This is a genomic window from Mesorhizobium sp. B2-6-2, assembly GCF_006440615.1.
Classification (GTDB): domain Bacteria; phylum Pseudomonadota; class Alphaproteobacteria; order Rhizobiales; family Rhizobiaceae; genus Mesorhizobium.
Genome location: NZ_VFUG01000004.1, coordinates 155,295 through 174,184 on the forward strand (window position 1 = coordinate 155,295; position 18,890 = coordinate 174,184).

Here is an 18,890-nt window from a genome sequence, read left to right on the forward strand (position 1 = left end):
GTGGCGGGCTATTTGCTGAAGGGCTGCGCTGCGGTCATCGTGGACGAGGGCAATGGTCCCGATATCCGACGCAATGTCGATGTCTTGACCGACGGCCCGGCAATACGGGCCATCGGCGCGGGCCTCGACACGGCAGAGCTGCCCGTTGGAACAATCACGCAGGACGCCGCTGGCTGGTTCGTCTATCCCGGCCTCGTCAACACCCATCACCACTTCTTTCAATGCTTCGTGCGCAACCGCGCCGATCTGGACTGGACGAAGCTGTCGGTCATCGAATGGCTCGACCGCATCTATCCCATTTTCTCGCGGCTGACTGAGGAATGCTTCTACCACGCATCGGTCACGGCGATGGCCGAGCTGATAAAGCATGGCTGCACGACGGCATTCGACCATCAGTATTGCTTTCCGCGGCAGGCGGGCAAGCGGCTGGTCGACCGGCAGTTCCAAGCAGCCGAACTGCTCGGCATGCGCTTCCATGCCGGACGTGGCGGCAACACGCTGCCCAAATCGGAAGGCTCGACCATCCCCGACGCCATGCTGGAAACGACCGACGAATTCATCGCCGACTGTGCCCGGCTGATCGACGCCTACCATGATGCCGGTCCCTTCAGCATGCGGCAGATCGTCGTCGCGCCTTGCCAGCCAGTCAACTGCTATCGCGACACCTTCGTGGAATCGGTGGCGCTGGCGCGCGACCGCGGGGTGCGCATGCATACCCATGTCGGCGAGGGCGAGAGCCCGGTAATCGAGGCCCGTCACGGCATGCGCACGGTGGACTATTGCGCGGACATCGGCTTCTGCGGGCCGGATACCTTCTATGCCCATTGCTGGGAACTGACCCACGACGAGCTGCGCAAGATGGCCGCGAGCGGCACCGGCGTCGCCCACTGCCCGGAACCGGTCTATCTCGTCGGCGCCGAAATCACCGACATTCCGGCGATGTCGGCCTTCGGACTCAGTGTGGGTCTGGGCTGCGACGGCGCCGCCTCAAACGACAATTCCAACCTGATGCACTGCATCCATTCCGCCTACATGCTGCAGTGCCTGTCGGCGTCGACGCGCGACCATCCGGTGCCGCCGCCGGCCGCTTTTCTCGGCTATGCGACGACCGGAGGCGCGGCATTGCTCGGGCGCGGCGACATCGGCAGGCTGGCGCCCCGCATGGCCGCCGACCTTTTCGCCATCGACACGCGGCGCATGGACTATGTCGGCACGCGCCACGATCCGCTGAGCCTGCTGGCCAAGGTGGGCATCGGCGCGCCGACCGACATGACCATGATCAACGGCCGCATCGTCTGGGCCAAAGGCGAATTCCCGGGGCTCGACGAGGCCAGGCTGTTCGCGCAAGCCGAGGCGGCGCTTGCGACGGTGGAATTTTAGAAACCAAAACAAGGGGAACCGACATGCTGACAAATCTTACCCGCAGAACATTGATGAAAGGCGCGGCCGCCTCTGGGCTCGTCGTGGCGGTGGGCGGCCGCGCGCTTGCCGCCGACGAACCTCTGGGCATCGTGCTCGTGGTCCCGTCGCCGGTCGGCGATGTCGGCTGGGGCCGTGCGCTCGCCGACGGGCTTGAGCCTGTGAAGGCAGCCTACGGCGACAAGGTGAAGGTGACCATCATCGAGAACATACAGGAAGGACCCGATGCCGACCGGATCATGAACAAGGCGGTCGCCGACGGGAACAAGTTCCTGGTCGCCGGCTCCTTCGGCTATCAGAACGGCGCCCTGCAGATCGCGCGCCGCAATCCCGACGTAACCGTGCTGCACGCTTCCGGTTTCCAGGTGGCGCCGAACTTCTCGCCCTTCGCGGCCCAATATTCCCAAGGTACCTACCTTATGGGCATGGCGGCAGCCGCGCTTTCGAAGACCGGCAAGCTCGGCTCGGTCTCTGCCTTCGCCATTCCCGAGCTGATCACCTCCATAAACGCTTTCACGCTGGGAGCGCAGGCGGTAAAGCCCGATGTCGAGGTTTCGGTCGTATGGGTGAACTCCTGGTTCGATCCGGCCAAGGAGCAGGAGGCCGCCAAGGCGCTGCTAGCGCAGAAATGCGACGTGATCTTCTCCAACGCGCAGGACACACCCTCCGTCGTCTCGGCCTGCGAAGAGGCCGGCGTCCCCGCCTTCAACCTCAACTCGTCGATGAAGAAATACGCGACCAAAAACTATCTCGGCTGCGTGGCGACCGACTGGTCGCCCTTCTTCAAGGCCTCGGTCGACGCCCACATCGCCGGCACCTTCAAGGGCGCAAACGCTTTCCTGGGTGTCGGCGACAAGGTGGTCGAGGTCGTTGACTGGAACCCCGGAATCCCGGCCGACATAATGGCCAGGATCAAGGACGTTGAAGCCAAGATCGCCGACGGCAGCTTCTCGCCCTTTACCGGCCCGATCGTCAAGGCCGACGGCAGCGAAGGCGTGCCCGCCGGCAAGACGATGACCGGGGCCGAAATCGTTGCCATGGACTGGCACGTCAAGGGTGTCACCACGCCGCTGCCCAAGTGACCGTGACCGTCCCGCTGCTGTCGCTGCGCGGCATTTCCAAGAGCTACGGCCAGATCCATGCCAATCGAGACATCGATCTGGATGTGGCTCCACGCTCGATCCATGCGATCCTCGGGGAAAACGGAGCGGGCAAGTCGACGCTGATGAAGCTGATCTACGGCGTCGAGCAGCCGGACGCCGGAACGGCGACCTGGAAAGGAGACCCCCTGGCCCTCGCTTCCCCCGCGGATGCGAGGCGCAAGGGGATCGGCATGGTCTTCCAGCATTTCTCCTTGTTCGAAACACTGACGGTGGTGGAGAACATCCGCCTGGTCGTGCCCAAGGGCAAAGCGGATCTCGCGGAATACATCCGTGCGCTCGGCCGCGACTTCGGACTCGAGGTTGATCCGCTTGCCCATGTGCATGCGCTGTCGGTGGGAGAACGGCAGCGGGTGGAGATCATTCGCTGCCTGATGACCGAACCCCAGCTGCTGATCCTCGACGAACCGACCTCCGTCCTGCCGCCGCAATCGGTGGACAAGCTGTTCGAGACTTTGCGGCGGCTGCGCGACGGCGGCGTTTCGATCCTGTTCATCTCGCACAAGCTGGAGGAGATCCGGGCGGTCTGCGACCGAGCGACTATTCTGCGCGGCGGGCGCGTCACCGGCCACGTGGACCCGCGCGATCATGACGCGCACGACCTCGCCCGCATGATGATCGGCCGCGACATGCCGCAGCCCATGCCGGCGTTGGCGCATTCCGGCGGCGAAAAGCGGCTCGAAATCGTGGGCCTGGACCATCAGCCTGACGATCCCTTCGCCGTGCCGCTTTGCGACGTCAACCTGACGGTGCGTGCCGGTGAGATCCTCGGCATAGCGGGCATATCGGGCAACGGGCAGAGCGAGCTCGCGGCGCTGATCTCGGGCGAAACGGTGCTGCCGCGCCAAAAGTCCGATTGCATCTACATGATGGGAAAGGATGTCGGCGCGCTCGATACGGCCGCCCGCCGCCGGCTGGGCTTCGCTTTCGTTCCGGAGGAACGGCTCGGCCGCGGCGCGGTGCCGGAAATGTCGCTCGTCCTCAACAGCCTTCTGACCGCCCATCCGTTCGGCCTGCTGAAACGCGGCCTTGTCGACACAACCCGCGCGAAGGCTTTCACCGAGAACTGCATCCGGCAATATGACGTGCGCACGCCCGGTTCCGAAGCGGAGGCCAGCACGCTTTCAGGGGGCAATCTGCAAAAGTTCATCGTCGGCCGCGAGATCATGCTGTCCCCGAAATTGCTGTTCGTGGCGCAACCCACCTGGGGCGTGGACATCGGCGCGGCCTCCGCCATCCGCCGGCGCCTTGTCGCCCTGCGCAACGAAGGCATGGGCATCCTCGTCATCTCGGAGGAGCTGGAGGAACTGTTCGAGCTCTGCGATTCGATCCAGGTGATCCATCAGGGCTGGCTGAGCCCGCCGCTGGTGACGCGCGACACTAGACCCGAGGAGATCGGCAGCTACATGATCGGCGCGCAATCAATGGCCACGAAGGTCCCGACATGAGCGCTCTCTCCGCTCCGTTCCTTCCCCTTCTGGTTCGCCGGGAGCATGCCTCGCTTCCCGTGAAGCTGATCGCCCCGCCCGTCGCGCTCGGCCTGGCGACGCTGCTTAATCTCGGCCTCTACATCCTGATGGGCCGCGATCCGGTAGCCGTTTTCCACGCGATGCTTCTGGAGCCTTTCCTGTCCTGGGCCTCGTTCTCGGAAGTCCTGCTGAAGACGGGGCCGCTCCTGCTGATCGCGCAGGGGCTTGCGATCGGCTTTCGCGCAAAGGTCTTCAACATCGGCGCCGAGGGTCAGTTCATCCTCGGCGCGATCTTCGCATCCGCCATTCCCGTCTGGTTCCCGCAGGCAACGGGCCAGTGGATCTGGCCATCCATGCTCGTCATCGGCGCGCTGGGCGGCGCGCTGTGGGCGTCGCTAACGGCCTTCTGGCGCGTGAAGCTCAACGCAAACGAGATTCTCGTGTCGCTCATGCTGGCGCTCGTCGCCGCGCAATTGCTCAACTACCTGCTTCTCGGCCCCTGGAAGGATCCGAATGGCTTCAACTTCCCGCAATCGGTGATGTTCCAGTTCGACGCGATGGTGCCGATCCTGATCCCCGGCACCCGCGTCAACGTCTCGCTGCTTGTCGCCTGCGCCTTCTCCCTCGGCGCCTGGGTGTTCATGCAGAGGAGTTTCGCGGGTTACAAGCTGCAGGTCGGCGGCCTCGCGCCGCGCGCCGCCGGATACGCCGGCTTCAACGAAGGACGCGCGATCTGGCTTTCGCTCCTCGTCGGTGGCTTCGCGGCAGGCCTCGCCGGAGCTGCCGAGGTGGCCGGGCCGCTCGGACAGTTGCAGCGCTCCATCTCGACCGGCTACGGCTATGCCGCCATCATCGTCGCCTATCTCGGAGGCCTTCACCCGGTCGGCATCGTCTTTTCCGCGTTGCTCATGGCGGCCCTCTATATCGGTGGCGATAACGCCATGGTCTCTGCAAATCTGCCGGTCGCTGCGGTCAGGGTCTTCCAGGGCAGCCTGCTGCTTGCCTATCTTGTCGCCGTCGCCTTCGTCCGCTATCGGCTCGAATGGCGCCATGCCGCCCACGCAAGCACGCCATGAACGCCTTGGAGTTCATCCTCGCCGGGATGTTGGCGGCGGCTACGCCGTTCCTTCTGGCGGCGCTCGGCGAACTGGTGGCCGAGCGCGCCGGGGTCCTCAATCTCGGTGTGGAGGGCCTGATGGCCCTCGGCGCAGTCATCGCCTTCATCATCGTCTATCAAGGCGGCGGGCATCTCCTTGGTTTCCTCGCCGCTGGTCTCGCCAGCGCCGCTCTTTCCCTTGTCTTTGCCGTCGTGGCGCTGGGATTCCGGGCGAACCAGGTTGCGACGGGCCTCGCCATCGGCATCCTCGGCCAGGGCCTGTCGGCGCTGTTCGGCAAGAGCTTTGAGAGCCTCACGGTCAAAGGGCTTCCGAAGCTCTCATTGCCCTGGCTTTCAGATATCCCGGTCATCGGCGGCTTGTTCAGCCAAGACATTGTCGTGTGGCTTTCGCTTGCTGCGACCGTCGCCATTTGGGCGGTGTTCGCCTACACAAAGACCGGCCTCGTCATCCGCGCCGTCGGCGAGAATCCCAAGGCGGCCCGTGCGCTCGGCTATCCGGTAATCGCCGTGCGCTTCGCCGCGGTCGCTTTCGGCGGCGCGTTGGCGGGTTTCGCCGGTGCCTACGCGGCCGTGGTCTACACTCCGCTCTGGGCCGATGGCATGATCGCCGGGCGCGGCTGGATAGCGATCGCGCTCGTCGTCTTCGGCACTTGGCTTACCAGCCGTATCTTCCTTGGTGCTTGCCTCTTCGGCGCCGTGTCCCTCGCAAGCCTAGCAGCCCAGGCAACTGGGCTCGACGTTTCCTCGCAACTTCTGTCGAGCCTACCTTATCTCGTGACAATCGTCGTGCTGGGCATCATTTCTTCGAACCGGCGTCTGCTCAAGCTCAACGGCGTGGCTTCGCTGGGAGAGCCTTTCGAACAATAGTGTCGCTCGCCGCCCCGCGGCACGCAATAACCCGACATCTGAGCTCAGGTCGCACCATCGGTCGCGAAAGGAGCCGGGTCGATACTTCAGTCGGTCATTCGTTCCCCCAGAGCCATCAGCCAGGCCCGCGGCGGACTGGCCAATATCTATGGTTCCGCTCGCATCAGACGGCCCTGTTCTGCGTCGGCGCGCGACCGCCGCCGTCAGCGACGAGCACTGCTCCGGTGACGAAGGACGCGTCGTCGGAGGCCAGGAACAGGCAGCAATTGGCGATCTCGGCCGGCTCGGCCACGCGCCGCAGCGCAATGCGGCCGGTTAGCGCGGCGAACTCCTCGTCGGGCGTCGTGCCGTGGGCGGCGGCCGCGACTTCCATTTCGTAGACGCTCATCGGCGTGCGCACCCAGCCCGGCGCCACCGCATTTGCGCGAATCCCGTCGGGCCCGTGCGCGTAGGCCAGCGAGCGGGTATAAGAAACGAGAGCGGCCTTGCTTGCCGAATAGGCGGCGTTCTGGCCGCTGGCGTTGAAGGCGCCGACGGAGGCGATGTTGACGATCGCGCCGCCGCGTTCCTTGAGCAGCGGCAGGGCGGCGCGGCAGACCATCATCGAACCAGTGACGTTGACGGCAAAGCTCTTCGCCCAGGTTTCGTCGCTCAGTGTCTCTGGCTCGTCGAGGATCATCAAGCCGACGGCGTTGACGACTATGTCGAGGCGGTCGCTGCAGGCATCGATGGCGCGGGCAATATCACCCACCTGCGTGATGTCTCCGTGCACGGCGATGCCGCCGCTGGCCTTCGCCGCTTCCTCCAGCACGTCCCCGCCATGGCCGAAGGCGACGACCTTCGCGCCGTGGCGGCCGAACAGCTCGGCTGTGGCGCGGCCCATGCCGGTGGCCGCACCGGTGACCAGTGCGTTACGGCCTTCGAGGCGGCGGCTTATGCGAGCCCCCAGTGCCGCTCGACTGCATAGCCGGTCTCGGGCAAGGTCGAGCCGCCGTCGACGACGATGGTCTGGCCTGTGGTATATTTCGCCTGCTCGGACGCGAGGTAGAGCATGGCGTAGGCAATGTCGTCGGCCTCGCCGAGTTGGCCCATGGGGATGAACCGGCCGAGCCGAGCCGCCACCTCGGGCTTGCTCATCGTGCCGCGGCCGGGCTTGGCGATGAAGCCAGGTTCGACGCCGTTGACGGTGATGCCGTCGCGCGCGAATTCGAAGGCCGCACCCCGGATGAAAGCGTTGACGCCGGCCTTGGCCGCCGAATAGTGCACGCCGCCCGCCATGGCGACGCGCGCCGACACCGACGAGGTGACGAGGATGCGGCCGAAGCCATTGGCGCGCATCGCCGGAGACGCCGCCTGCGCCAGCCAGAAGCAGGACTTCAGGTTGACCGCCAGCGCCTCTTCGAGCTTGTCCTCATCAAGCTCCTCGACCGAGGCCCAGGGGCAGCCGCCGGCGTTGTGGACGACGATGTCGAGACGGCCGGCCTCGCGCACGATTTCGCCGACAAGCCGATGGAGTGCAGCGCGGTCGAGTCCAGCAAGCGGGACCGTGCGAACGGAAAGACCGCGCGTCGAGAGGTCGGCCGCCAGCGCCTCCGCTACATTCAATGTGCGGTTGGCGATAAAGACCGAGGCGCCGGCCTCGGCGAAGCACGTGACGATGGCGGCGCCGAGGCCGCGCCCGCCGCCGGTCACCAGCGTCACCCTGCCCGTGAGGTCGAACGGGTTCGCCATCGCTCAGACGACGCCAGCGCTGCGCACGAGATCGACGAAGCGGCCGAAGACGTCCGTATGACGGTAGACATCGGCCGGCGAGGTCGCCGGGCACATCAGGAACATGGTGTGGAAGGGCGTCACCAGGATGCCTTCGTTCATGTAGAAGGCGTGCAGCAAGGTTTCGAGATCGCCGCGCCGGCCGGCAATGACCTCGGCACCGTTGCGCGGCGGCTTGGGCATGAACATGATCTCGGCGCGGGCGCCGACCTGCGTCACATGCCAGGGCAATTTGTTGGCGCGGATAATGCCCCAGGCGGATTCGGCAAGGCGCGTGGTGTTGGCGATCATGAGTTCGAAATTCGCCGGCGTCAGCACCTCTTCCAGCACCGCGCGCATGGTGGCGACGGTCAGCGCATTGCCGGCCAAGGTGCCGCCGATGCCGAGATGCGCCGACTGGCGCACACGCGGATTGACCATCGGCACAAGCTTCCACAGCCGGTCGGCGATCTCTTGCGAGACGCCGAAGATGCCGGCCGGAATGCCGCCGGCAATCGCCTTGCCGGCGACCAGCATGTCCGGCTCCAGCCCATGCGGCGCGGTATAGCCGCCTGGCCCGCTGGAGATGGTATGCGTCTCGTCGATAATCAAAACCGTGCCGGTGCGGCGGGTGATGTCGCGCAACGCAGCGTGAAAACCGTCGGCGACTAGGATCATACCGAAATTGGTCATCAGCGGCTCGGTCAGCACGCAGGCGACATCGCCATGCGACAGCGCTTCCTCGAGCGCCGCGATGTCGTTGAACTCGACCACCCTGGAGACGGCGGAATGGTCGACGCCGTTGGGATGGATCATGTTGCGCATGCCGATCCTGCCGTCGCGGATTTCGACATGCGCCTCCTCGACACCGCCGTGATAGCAGCCGGAAAACACCAGCACCTTGTCGCGGCCGGTGATCATGCGGGCAATGCGGATGGCGCCGCGATTGGCGTCGGTAGCCGAAGTCGTCAGCGTCCAGTAAGGCAGACCGAAGCGGCGCGTTAGTTCTGCGCCGACCCACAGGCTGTCCTCGGTCGGCAGCATCATGGTGGTGCCGTTCTGCAACTGACGAAGCGCGGCGCGCGTCACCGCTTCCGGCGCATGGCCGCACATGCCGCCGGTGTCGCCAAGCGCGAAGTCGACATAGTCGTGACCGTCGATGTCGCTGATATGCGCTCCGCGCGCCGAAGCCACATAGACCGGAAAGCCGCCGGCCCAGCGGCGCATCCAGTGCGACGGGCCACCATAGAGGAAATGCTGCTTGCCCTCTTCCCACGCCGCTGCCGAGCGCGGATGCGTGTCGCGGAAGCGCTGCTGCTCGCGGTCGAGCAGGTCGCCGACGATTGCGGAATGCGGATCTTTTTTGGCATCAGCCATCTCGGCGCAAGTCTCCTTGTGCGCCGTTGCCTCAGGGCGCCAACCGGTCTTAAATGCGGTTCATTATGTGAACCGTCGTTTTGCATGTTACAGGGAGACTGCAAGGCGTTTCGGCCGCTGTCAAGTTAATTCACATGCGAAGTATCTCGGAGAATCGAAAAATGAACACGGTCGGCAAGGCGGTTTCGCTGCTGGAGCTGTTTACGCTAGCGGAACCGGAGATCGGCCTATCCGACCTCGCCCGCAAGGCCGGCCTCGACAAGGCCACTGCCAGGCGCCTGCTGATGGCGCTTGCCGAACGCCGGTTGATCGAGCAGGAGTCGCAAAGCCGCCGTTACCGGCTGGGCGCCGGCCTGTCGCGGTTGGCGCGCATTCGCGATGCGCATTTCCCTTTCGTGCGCCTGGCGGCGCCGGTGGTGCGCGACCTGTCGATCGAGACCGGCGAGACCGTGCATTTGTCGGAATTCAGCGCCGGGGCGCTGCTCACCGTGCATGTCGAACTGTCGGCCAAGGCGAACCGCGTCAATGTCGATGTCGGCCAAGTGCTGCCGCTGCATGGCACAGCATCCGGCATCGCCTTCCTCGCGGCTTCGCGGCCGGAAGTTGTCAGCGCATATCTCGATGGGCCGTTGCAGCCATTCAGTCAGCACACCATGACACAGCCGGACAAGCTGATGGAGGCAGTGCGCCTCGCCGCCTCGCGCGGCTATTCGCGCAGCGCCCAGGGCTATGAGGAAGGCGTGCACAGCATTGGTGCGGCGATCCTCGGCTCGGACGGCAACCCGATCGGCACGCTGGCGGTGGCTTCACCCGTCTCACGCGTCGACGATGCGGTCGCGGCAAGCCAGGGCGAAGCGGCGATCAAGGCGGCGCGGCTGATCTCAGTGCGGCTGACCGGCGAGGCGTAACCGGTCATCTCTGGCGTTGCCGCGTGCCGCGCCTGCGCATCCGCGACGCCTTGATCATGCCGCGCCCGACCAGCGGCAACGCTGCTGCGACCGGCGATCATGATCGGTGACCGTTGTGCCAACTTCATTCTGGACGGACAGCAGCGTGCCAGCCTGCCGCGCGGCCCTGTTCGGTCGCGCAGCCGCACCCTGCCCCGGACGGCCTATTTCTTGATCGCCTCAAGATCGATATGGATGTCGACGTCCGGGCCGAGGCCGAAGCCGTCGGCAGCCTTTGCCATCGGGAAGTCGGCGGTGCTGATCTTGCCGGTGGCGCTGAACGCCGCCTTGGTCAGCGTCGCATCCCACGGCGCCGGCGCTTCGTTGAGCAGCTTGACATCGAGGGTGATCTCCTTGGCAACGCCGCTGATGGTGAGGGTGCCGGTCACCTTGCCGGTCTTGTCGTCGAGCTTCTCGATCTTAGTGCTCTCGAAGCCGATCGTCGGGAATTCCGCGGCGTTGAAGAAGTCGGGTCCCTTGAGGTCGCTGTCGCGCTGATCGAAGGCGGTATGGACCGAGCCGACATCGATTTCAGCCTTGACGCTGCTCTTCGTCGGATCGGCCTTGTCCATGACGATCGCGCCTTTCACGGCGTCGAACTGGCCGTGGGCGATGCCGTAAATGCCGTGCTTGATGGTGAATGTAATCCAGGCGTGCTGGCCGTCGATCTCGTAATTGTCGGCATTGGCGGCCGATGTCAGCGCGGAGGCGCCGGCGAAGGCAAGGGCGGCGATCAGGTTTCTTGTCGTCACGTCTCTCTCCCAGTTGGGTTATCGTTGTGGCTCAGGAAAAGCCGAGGGCTGCCCCATGCGGCGCCCAAACGATCGCCGTGAGCACAGCCAACATCGCCGGTATGGCGATCAGGAGGCCGGCGACCAGCGGCCGCAATGGCCCGGCGCCGGGAAGCAGGCCTTGCAGCGGGCCGGGCACAAGCGCGGCCACGATCAGCGGCAAGGGGGAAAGCATCAGCGCCACTGGGTTCGCCTTCGGGGCGAGCAGCGCAACCTGGAAGAGGATTGTCGCGGCGGCGTAGAGCAGCGGAAATTCGACGCCTTTGCTCCAACCGGCGGCGATGCCGCCGCGCAGCGACGCGACATACTGCACGAGGCACCAGCCGCCTGTCAGCGCGGCGAGCGAGCCGAGCAATTGGCCGGTGACGATCGCCGCGCCGAGCACCGAGATGATGGCGCCGGCCACGAACACGGCCAGCACCGCCGCCGGCGCAAGGAATGATTGCTCAGTCGACAGCGACGACCCGGCCCGCATGTGAACCAGCATCGCGGCGCCGGCGATCATCAGCAAGCCGGCGATGGCGGCGGCGACCATCTGTAGGTCAAGCGAGCCGGAGGCGATGCGGCGCCAGCCGAGCCACAGGATGGCCGCGGCGATGGCGGCAGCGGCAAGGACGCTGGCTGTTCGACCGGTCAGGACGCGCTCGGGCAAGAGGCCTAACACGATGCCGGCAAAGGCGAGATAGATCAGCTTCTGGCTGGCGGCGATAGGCGGCACGACCGGCGCGCCGAGCATATCGAGATAGAAAAACAGCAGCAATGCCGCCCAAAGCAGAGACAGGATGCGTGATGGTGCCGGAAAGGCAAATCTCGCCAGCAGTGCAAGCATGAGGCCGAGCAACAGCGGCAGCGCGGCTGTGGTGACCATCGGATTGCCCAGAAACGCGCTCAAACGATCACCCAAGCGCGATCCAGGCGGTCTTCAGGTCGGTGTATTTGTCGATGGCGTGCAGCGACTTGTCGCGGCCGAAGCCGGACTGCTTGACGCCGCCGAGCGGCACGGTGATGTCAGCGCCGCCATAGGTGTTGACGTGGACGACGCCGGCATTGATGGCGCGCACCATCCGGTGAGCAGTCGAAAGGTTCGCGGTCCACACCGCCGAGGCCAGGCCGTAGACGGTCGAATTGGCAAGGCGCACCGCTTCCTCCTCGGTTTCGAAGCGCATGACGCCAAGCACGGGCCCGAACACCTCCTCGCGGGCAAGCTGCATCTCTCCAGTCACGTTCTCGAAGATCGCCGGCGCCATGTAGCTGCCGCCGGTCTCGATGAGGATACGCTCGCCGCCGGTGACGAGGCGGGCGCCCTCCTCTGCGGCCCTGGTGACGAAGCCGAGATTCTTGTCGAGCTGCTCGGCGCTCGACACCGCGCCGATATCGCTTGCGAGATCAAGCGGATCGCCGACCTTGAGTTTCGTGGTTGCCTTGACAAGCTCGTCCATGAAGCGATCGTAGATCGAGGCCTGGACGAGCAGGCGCGAGCCGGCGACGCACACCTGGCCGGAATTGCGGAAGATGCCGTTGGCCGACACGACGGCTGCCTGCTTCAGGTCCACCGCGTCGGCGAAGACGATGTTGGGCGACTTGCCGCCGAGCTCGAGGAAGACGCGCTTCAGGTTGGAGCGCGCGGAATATTCAAGCAGCAGGCGGCCGACCGGCCCGGAGCCGGTGAAGGCGATGGCATCGACGTCCATATGCAGGCCGAGCGCCTCGCCGGCCACCGAACCGCGACCGGTGACGACGTTGAAGACGCCGTCGGGCAGTCCGGCTTCGGCTCCCAGCTCGGCCAGCCGCAGCAAAGTGAGCGAGGCGATCTCCGGCGGCTTGACGACGATGACGTTGCCGGCGGCGAGCGCCGGCGCGATCTTCCAGGCGCCGATCATCAGCGGGAAGTTCCACGGCACGATGACGCCGACGACGCCGAGCGGCTCCCTGTGGATCAGGCCGAGCACGTTGTCAGCCGTCGGCGCGATCTCGCCATAGACCTTGTCGATCGCTTCGGCGTAGTAGCGGATTGTGCCCGCAGCCGACAGCGGCTCGGCCTTGTAGGCCAGGGCGATCTCGGTGCCGTTGTCGCGCACGCCGAGCACGGTGAGTTCGTCGGCATGCTTCTCCACCAGTTCGGCGAACTTCGTCAGCACCGTCTTGCGGAAGGCAGGTGCTGAGCGCGACCACGAACCTCTTTCGAATATCTTGCGCGCCGAGGCCACGGCGCGGTCGACATCGGCGGCCCCGCCGTCAGCGATGGTGGCGAAGGAGCGGCCGTCGATCGGCGAGATCACCGGCAGGCTGGTGCCGCTCTGCGCATCCGCGTGGACGCCATCGATGAACAGACGCCGCGCGCCGACCTCCACCTTGCGCAGCGTGTCGATGGTGTCCTGGTTGATCATCGTCAATCGACTCCAAAAGCTACATGAAGTGTCGCCGGCGCGCGGAACTCCCAGCCGCGGAAGACCGGTTCCTTGCCCAGCACCAGTTTCAGGCCGGGAAAGCGTTCGAGCAGCAATCGGACCGCCAGGCACATCTGCTCGCGCGCGAAAAAGCGGCCCGAACAGAAATGATGGCCGAAGCCGAAGGCGGCGTGGTTGCCCTCGTCTCGATTGATGTCGAAGCGGTCCGGATCGGAAAAACGGCTTTCGTCGCGGCTGGCCGAGGAGACGAGTGCCGCGACCGGCGCGCCGGCGGGGATCGTGACCCCGCCGATTTCCACCGCACGTGTCGTCTGGCGCGTCTGGGTACCGATCGGCGCCACCCAGCGCAGGCCCTCGTCGACGGCCCTCGGCACGAAAGTCTCGGGATCGTCGAGCACCTGCCGCAGTTGTTCGGGATGGGTGAGCAGGCCGGCAAGGATCGAGCCGGCGCCATGGCCTGGCTCCTGCATGCCGCCAAGCAGGATCACCTTGATGCTTGGCATCAGGAAGTCGATCGGACGGGTCGAGCCCGCGGGCATGCCGTCATGCAGCATATGCGAGAGCGCCGATTCGTCGGGTTCGCGGGCCAGCCGCTCCAGCGTCGGCTGGACGGCGGTGCCGACCTCGGCGCTGACCGCGTCGGCGATCTCCTGCCGCTTCGGGTCGTTCTCGAAATTGATGGCACCCTGGGTGAGGCCATAGAACCAGCGCCGCAAGGTCGGCATGTCGATGTTGGCTAGGCCGAGCGAGCGCGCCAGGCTGAGCGTCGACACCGGCTCGAAATAGTCGGCCATCAGCTCGGCTGAGCCCCGTTCGGCGATTTCGTCGAGATAGGGTCCTGCGATGGAGCGCACGAGGTCGCCGGCGTAAGAAGCGACAGTTCGTGGCCGGTATTTTGGGTCGACGCCCTGGCGCAATTGTTTGTGCGTCTCGCCGTCCGTGGTGAGGATCGTCGGCTTGCCGAAGGAGCGCTCAACCGGGGAAGTGCCGACAACCGCCGAGAAGATGTCGGGCGACTTGGCGACTGTCTCGACATCCTTCCAGCGGGTGACGAACCACAGGTTGACCGCCGGCACGAAAGCCACCGGCGCTCTGTGCCTCAGTTCCGCATAGATCGGATAGGGATCGCGTTCCAGTGCTTCGACGGTGATGGTCTCGGCAAAGGTCAATGCCGTCACTCCCTTTGCGATGGAAGAGGCGGCGCCAATGCGCCGCCCCTCTTGTCTGCTTTAATCCTGCGGTGGCTTGCCGAGGTTTGCGAAAGCAACCGGATCGCGACCCTTCAACGAACCCGCCAGAAGCAGGCCGACGACGGCGGCGATCAGCACCAGCGCCGGCAGGAACACGCCGAGGAAGCCTCCCGCGCCCGACAAGCTGCCGAAGTTGATGACGATCAGGTAGATGATGATGGCGAAGGCGACGAAGGTCAGCGCCGGCAGGATAGTGGTCTTCAGCGCGTTTTCCTGGCTCGACGGATTGGCGCGGAAATACATCACGACGGCGAGCGAGGCCACCGCCATCATCACGATGACGCCAAGCGTGGCGACATTGGTCAGCCACGAAAACAGCGCCAGCACCGGATCGAGGCCGAGCACGGCGAACAGCCCGACGACGACGGCCGCGAGCACGGTCTGGATCACCGAAGCGACATGCGGGCTCTGGTGCGACGTATGCGTCACGCCGATCGACAGCGGCAGGAGCTTCTCTCGTCCGGCGACATACATGTAGCGGGCGACCGCGTTGTGGAACGCCAGCACGCCGGCGAACAGGCTCGACACGAACAGGATGCTCATGGCGTGCGTGAGCAGCGTTCCGGCATAGCGGTCGGACAGGCCGAACAGGAAGGTGGTCGGATCCTGCAGGCCCTGCAGCGCCGGCAACAGCTTGTCGACACCGGCACCGACGGCCATCAGCCAGGCGGTGACCATGTAGAACAGACCGATCAGGATGACCGAGAAATAGGTCGCGCGCGGAATGGTCACCTTCGGGTCGCGCGCCTCCTCGGCGTAGATCGTCGTCGCCTCGAAGCCGATGAAGGCGGCGAAGCAGAACAGGATGGCGATGGCCGGCGCGCCGCTGGTGATCTGGCTCCAGCTGAAGGGTGCGGCCGACAGGCCGCTGTCGCCGCCGGTCTTGAGGATGGTGAGGTCGAGGACCAGCACGACGACATATTCGGCAAGCACCAGCACGGTGAGAATCTTGGCCGACAGGTCGACCTGCCGGTAGCCGAGCACGGCGACAATGGCGATGGCGATGAAGCTCCAGACCCACCAGGGCAAGGCGATGCCCCAGCCGGCGAACAGGCCGGCGGTGGCGGCACCGAGAAGGCCCATGACGCCGATCTGCATGGCATTGTAGGACAGGATGGCAATCAGTGCCGTGGCGCCGCCGGCCAGGCCGCCAAGTCCGCGCGCGGCATAGGCATAAAAGGCGCCCGCATTGCCGACATGGCGCGACATGGCGACGTAACCTACCGCGAACAGCAGCAGCAAAAGCGTCACGATGAGATAGGTGCCGGCAAAGCCGGCGCCGTTACCCATCAGCATGCCGAGCGGCGTGCCGCCGGCGACGGCCGTGAGCGGCGCCGCTGCCGAGATCACCATGAAGGTGATGGCGCCAACGCCAAGGCTATTCTTCCTCAGCCGGTTCACTTCACCGGCTTCAATTGCAGTCATCTTTCCCTCCAACTCCGCTGTGCGGAAACCGAGTGTCCCTGAGATGCCGGAGCCTTCTGGCGGGCCGTGCGTGCATTTCATTATTTGCAACGGCATTTCGATATTAGACTTGCAAAGGAATCGACTTGCTGTCAAGTTAATTCGCACGTTAAGTATCTGAGGAGGATCTGACCCGCGATGAGCACGGTGGCCAAAGCCATTTCGCTGCTGGAAATGCTTGGACGCGGCACGCCCGAAACGGCACTCGCCGATCTGGCCAAGGGTGCCGGCTTCGATAAGGCGACGACGCGCCGGCTACTGGTCTCCCTCATCGCGCAAGGGCTGGTCGAGCAGGACGAGGCGACCCGCCGCTACCGGCTTGGCGCCGGCCTGACGAGGTTGGCCTTGATGCGCGAGGCGCAGTTTCCGTTCCTGCGCGTTGCCGTGCCGATGGTGAACCTCCTGGCCGCCGAAACCGAAGAGACGGTGCATCTTTCCGAATACTCAAAACGCGGGCTGATCTCGGTCCACGTCGTCGAATCGACAAAGGCCAACCGGGTCAGCGTGCAGCCCGGCGAAGTGTTGCCGATGCATGCGACGGCCTCCGGCATTGCCTTCCTGGCGTTTGCCGAGGACCGTATCCGCGAAGCCGTTCTCGCCGGACCTATGGCCGCTTTCACGCCTTACACAATCGGCGATGCCGAAACGCTCGCCGAGCATATCGCCGCTGCCCGTGCGCGCGGCCATTCGACCGGTTCGCAAGGGTATGAGGAAGGCGTGCTCAGCGTCGCAGCACCCATCCTCGGCGCCGATGGTTTTGCCATCGGCACCATCGCTGTCGCCGCGCCCGGGGTGCGGGCACAAAAGGGCGACATCGAGCGCTACGGCACCAGGGTCGCGGCGGCGGCGCACGGCATCAGCGAGCGGCTTTTCGGCGGCCTGCCGGGCCGCGAACGGGCGTAACGGGCATAATAAGATACACACTGCAAGGAGAACTGACTGTGGAGGAGACACGCCGAATCCTGGTTATCGGCACCGGCGACACCAAGGCCGACGAGCTTCTGTTCATGCGCGAGCGCATCGAGGCTGTCGGCGGCGTCGCCGTGATGATGGACGTCAGCGTGCTCGGCGATCCGCCTTACAAGCCGGAGCATGACCGGCATGCCGTGGCGCGGGCGGCCGATACGACGATCGAGGCGATCATCGCCAGCGGTGACGAGAACACGGCGATGACGCTGATGGCGCTCGGCGCCTCGCGGCTCGCCCGCTCGCTTCATGACAAGGGGGAGATCGACGGCTTCATTGCGCTTGGCGGCTCTATGGGCACCGACCTTGCGCTCGACGTGGCGCTGGCTCTGCCGCTTGGCGCGCCGAAGTTCGTCGTCTCGACGATTGCCTATTCACATCTGTTGCCGCCGGAGCGCATCGCCACCGACCTGATGATGATCCTGTGGGCCGGCGGTCTCTATGGGCTCAACAGCGCCTGCAGGGCGGTGCTGTCGCAGGCCAGCGGCGCGGTGGTGGGCGCCGCGCGCGCCGTCATCAAGCCGGATGCGGCAAGACCGAGGATCGGCATGAGCTCGCTCGGCAAGAGTTGCCTGCAATATATGGTGACGCTGAAGCCGGAGCTAGAAAAACGGGGCTACGAGGTCATCGTCTTTCACACCACCGGCATGGGCGGACGGGCGCTGGAGGCGATCGCCGCGCAGAAGGGGTTCGTCGCGGTGCTCGATTTCAGCCTGCAAGAACTGGCCAACCAACTCACCGGCTCGGTCGTAAGTTCGGGCGCCGACAGACTGGAGAATGCCGGCCGGCAAGGCATCCCGCAGATCGTCGCGCCGGGCGCCATCGACATGGTCGATTTCCCGACCTGGCAGGCCGTGCCGTCCCGCTTCACCGAACGGCCCTACCATGCACATAACCGCCTGCTCGCCTCGGTGACCTCAGATGGCGCGACACGCAAGGAAATCGCGCGGGCGATCGGCGAGAAGCTCGCGGCGGCGACCGGTCCGACCGCCTTCATCCTGCCCGCCGGCGGCATCCAGCAATGGGACCAGCAAGGCGAGCCGCTCTACGAGCCGGAAGCGCTGTCGGCCTTCGTCGAGGAGATGCGCCTAAGCGTGCCAAAGAATGCCGAGCTGCACGAGATTACCGGACACATCAACGATGCCGCCTTCAGCGCCAAGGCGCTGGAGGTCTTCGACCGTTGGGTCGCCGAGGGCATCATCCCGCCCGGTAGGTGCGCGGCATGAGCGGCGCGAAGCCACAGGCGCTGGTGCTCGATTTCGGCGGCGTCGTCACCCGCACGCTGTTCGAGACGCATGCGCTGACCGAGCGGGCACTGGGGCTGGCGCCTGGCACGCTAGCATGGCGCGGCCCGTTCGACCCGGCATCCGACCCGCTTTGGCGCTCGATGCAAGCCGACGAGATCAGCGAGCGCGAATACTGGAAGACACGCACACGCGAAGTCGGCCAGCTGGTCGGCGAGGACTGGAAGGACATGTCGACCTTCGTGCAGCGGGCGCGCGGCGCCGACCCGCAAGCCGTGGTGCGGCCCGAAGCCGAGCGAGCGATCCGGATCGCCCATTCGGCAGGCATCAGGCTCGCCATACTCTCCAATGAGCTCGATCTGTTCTATGGCAGTGGGTTCCGCGAGCGCCTGCCGCTCCTGTCGCTGTTCGAGACGATCGTCGACGCAACCTATACCCACACCCTCAAGCCCGATCTTCGCGCCTACGCGATGGTCGGCGAGGCATTGCAGCTGTCCCTGGCCACCTGCGTCTTCGTCGACGACCAGAAGCGCAATGTCGACGGCGCGGTTGCCGCCGGAATGCTTGCCGTTCATTTCGACGTCGCAGAGCCGGCGCGAAGCTATGCCGAGGCGCTCGGCCATTTCGGCCTGGCGCTTCCCTGATTGGAAAAACCCGGAGTC

Annotated in this window: 17 protein-coding genes; 9 read left to right on the forward strand and 8 right to left on the reverse strand. The window is 65.3% G+C overall.

Features of this window, described 5'->3' with window-relative positions; genetic code table 11:
• The 5 genes from FJ419_RS11215 to FJ419_RS11235 are packed head-to-tail and all read left to right on the forward strand — an operon-like array spanning position 1 to position 6,032.
• Positions 1-1,380 carry an amidohydrolase gene (locus tag FJ419_RS11215; RefSeq protein WP_140691452.1) on the forward strand — a complete coding sequence of 460 codons (1,380 nt, stop codon included), beginning with the start codon at positions 1-3 and terminating at the stop codon, positions 1,378-1,380.
• 26 nt (positions 1,381-1,406) lie between these two features.
• On the forward strand, positions 1,407-2,501 hold the full coding sequence (locus FJ419_RS11220; protein WP_181170682.1) for a BMP family ABC transporter substrate-binding protein: 1,095 nt from the start codon (positions 1,407-1,409) through the stop codon (positions 2,499-2,501).
• 2 nt (positions 2,502-2,503) lie between these two features.
• Positions 2,504-4,027 (forward strand): ABC transporter ATP-binding protein, encoded by a 1,524-nt coding sequence (locus FJ419_RS11225; RefSeq protein ID WP_140692426.1) that lies wholly within the window; start codon positions 2,504-2,506, stop codon positions 4,025-4,027.
• Positions 4,024-5,124, forward strand: a complete 1,101-nt coding sequence (locus FJ419_RS11230; protein WP_140691460.1) for an ABC transporter permease — start codon at positions 4,024-4,026, stop codon at positions 5,122-5,124. Before FJ419_RS11225 ends, FJ419_RS11230 begins: the two co-directional genes overlap by 4 nt.
• The gene (locus tag FJ419_RS11235; RefSeq protein WP_140691463.1) at positions 5,121-6,032 is read left to right on the forward strand and encodes an ABC transporter permease; all 912 of its coding nucleotides are present in this window, start codon (positions 5,121-5,123) and stop codon (positions 6,030-6,032) included. The genes FJ419_RS11230 and FJ419_RS11235 overlap by 4 nt, the downstream gene beginning before the upstream one ends.
• 163 nt (positions 6,033-6,195) lie before the next feature.
• Here the strand turns inward: FJ419_RS11235 and FJ419_RS11240 are convergent, their stop codons facing one another.
• From FJ419_RS11240 to FJ419_RS11250, 3 genes are read right to left on the reverse strand one after another with little or no spacing between them, the layout of a single operon-like run.
• Entirely contained in the window at positions 6,196-7,056 is an 861-nt protein-coding gene (locus FJ419_RS11240; protein ID WP_348642814.1) for an SDR family oxidoreductase, read from the reverse strand.
• The gene (locus FJ419_RS11245; protein WP_140691469.1) at positions 6,966-7,763 is read right to left on the reverse strand and encodes an SDR family oxidoreductase; all 798 of its coding nucleotides are present in this window, start codon (positions 7,761-7,763) and stop codon (positions 6,966-6,968) included. Before FJ419_RS11245 ends, FJ419_RS11240 begins: the two co-directional genes overlap by 91 nt.
• Positions 7,764-7,766: 3 nt before the next feature.
• A complete protein-coding gene (locus FJ419_RS11250) occupies positions 7,767-9,158 on the reverse strand; it encodes a transaminase (protein ID WP_140691472.1) in 1,392 nt (463 codons plus the stop codon).
• Between the two features lie 161 nt (positions 9,159-9,319).
• Between FJ419_RS11250 and FJ419_RS11255 the strand changes: the two genes are divergently transcribed.
• Positions 9,320-10,066: an IclR family transcriptional regulator gene (locus FJ419_RS11255; RefSeq protein WP_140691475.1), complete on the forward strand. Its 747-nt coding sequence runs from the start codon at positions 9,320-9,322 to the stop codon at positions 10,064-10,066.
• Between the two features lie 203 nt (positions 10,067-10,269).
• Here the strand turns inward: FJ419_RS11255 and FJ419_RS11260 are convergent, their stop codons facing one another.
• From FJ419_RS11260 to FJ419_RS11280, 5 genes are read right to left on the reverse strand one after another with little or no spacing between them, the layout of a single operon-like run.
• Positions 10,270-10,857 carry a YceI family protein gene (locus tag FJ419_RS11260; RefSeq protein ID WP_246679183.1) on the reverse strand — a complete coding sequence of 196 codons (588 nt, stop codon included), beginning with the start codon at positions 10,855-10,857 and terminating at the stop codon, positions 10,270-10,272.
• A 31-nt stretch (positions 10,858-10,888) separates the two neighbouring features.
• The gene (locus tag FJ419_RS11265; protein ID WP_140691478.1) at positions 10,889-11,764 is read right to left on the reverse strand and encodes a hypothetical protein; all 876 of its coding nucleotides are present in this window, start codon (positions 11,762-11,764) and stop codon (positions 10,889-10,891) included.
• Positions 11,765-11,792: 28 nt separating this feature from the next.
• The gene (locus FJ419_RS11270; RefSeq protein WP_140691481.1) at positions 11,793-13,283 is read right to left on the reverse strand and encodes an aldehyde dehydrogenase; all 1,491 of its coding nucleotides are present in this window, start codon (positions 13,281-13,283) and stop codon (positions 11,793-11,795) included.
• Between the two features lie 2 nt (positions 13,284-13,285).
• On the reverse strand, positions 13,286-14,473 hold the full coding sequence (locus FJ419_RS11275; RefSeq protein WP_140691484.1) for a cytochrome P450: 1,188 nt from the start codon (positions 14,471-14,473) through the stop codon (positions 13,286-13,288).
• Between the two features lie 60 nt (positions 14,474-14,533).
• Positions 14,534-15,979, reverse strand: coding sequence for an APC family permease (locus FJ419_RS11280; RefSeq protein ID WP_140691489.1), 1,446 nt, complete (start codon positions 15,977-15,979; stop codon positions 14,534-14,536).
• 177 nt (positions 15,980-16,156) lie between these two features.
• Between FJ419_RS11280 and FJ419_RS11285 the strand changes: the two genes are divergently transcribed.
• Genes FJ419_RS11285 through FJ419_RS11295 form a run of 3 tightly spaced genes read left to right on the forward strand, consistent with a single transcriptional unit; the run spans position 16,157 to position 18,872 of the window.
• The gene (locus FJ419_RS11285; RefSeq protein ID WP_140691492.1) at positions 16,157-16,921 is read left to right on the forward strand and encodes an IclR family transcriptional regulator; all 765 of its coding nucleotides are present in this window, start codon (positions 16,157-16,159) and stop codon (positions 16,919-16,921) included.
• 38 nt (positions 16,922-16,959) lie between these two features.
• Positions 16,960-18,210, forward strand: coding sequence for a Tm-1-like ATP-binding domain-containing protein (locus tag FJ419_RS11290; protein WP_140691495.1), 1,251 nt, complete (start codon positions 16,960-16,962; stop codon positions 18,208-18,210).
• Complete coding sequence (locus FJ419_RS11295) at positions 18,207-18,872, forward strand: HAD-IA family hydrolase (protein ID WP_140691498.1); 666 nt, start codon at positions 18,207-18,209, stop codon at positions 18,870-18,872. Before FJ419_RS11290 ends, FJ419_RS11295 begins: the two co-directional genes overlap by 4 nt.
• The last annotated feature ends 18 nt before the right edge of the window (positions 18,873-18,890 follow it).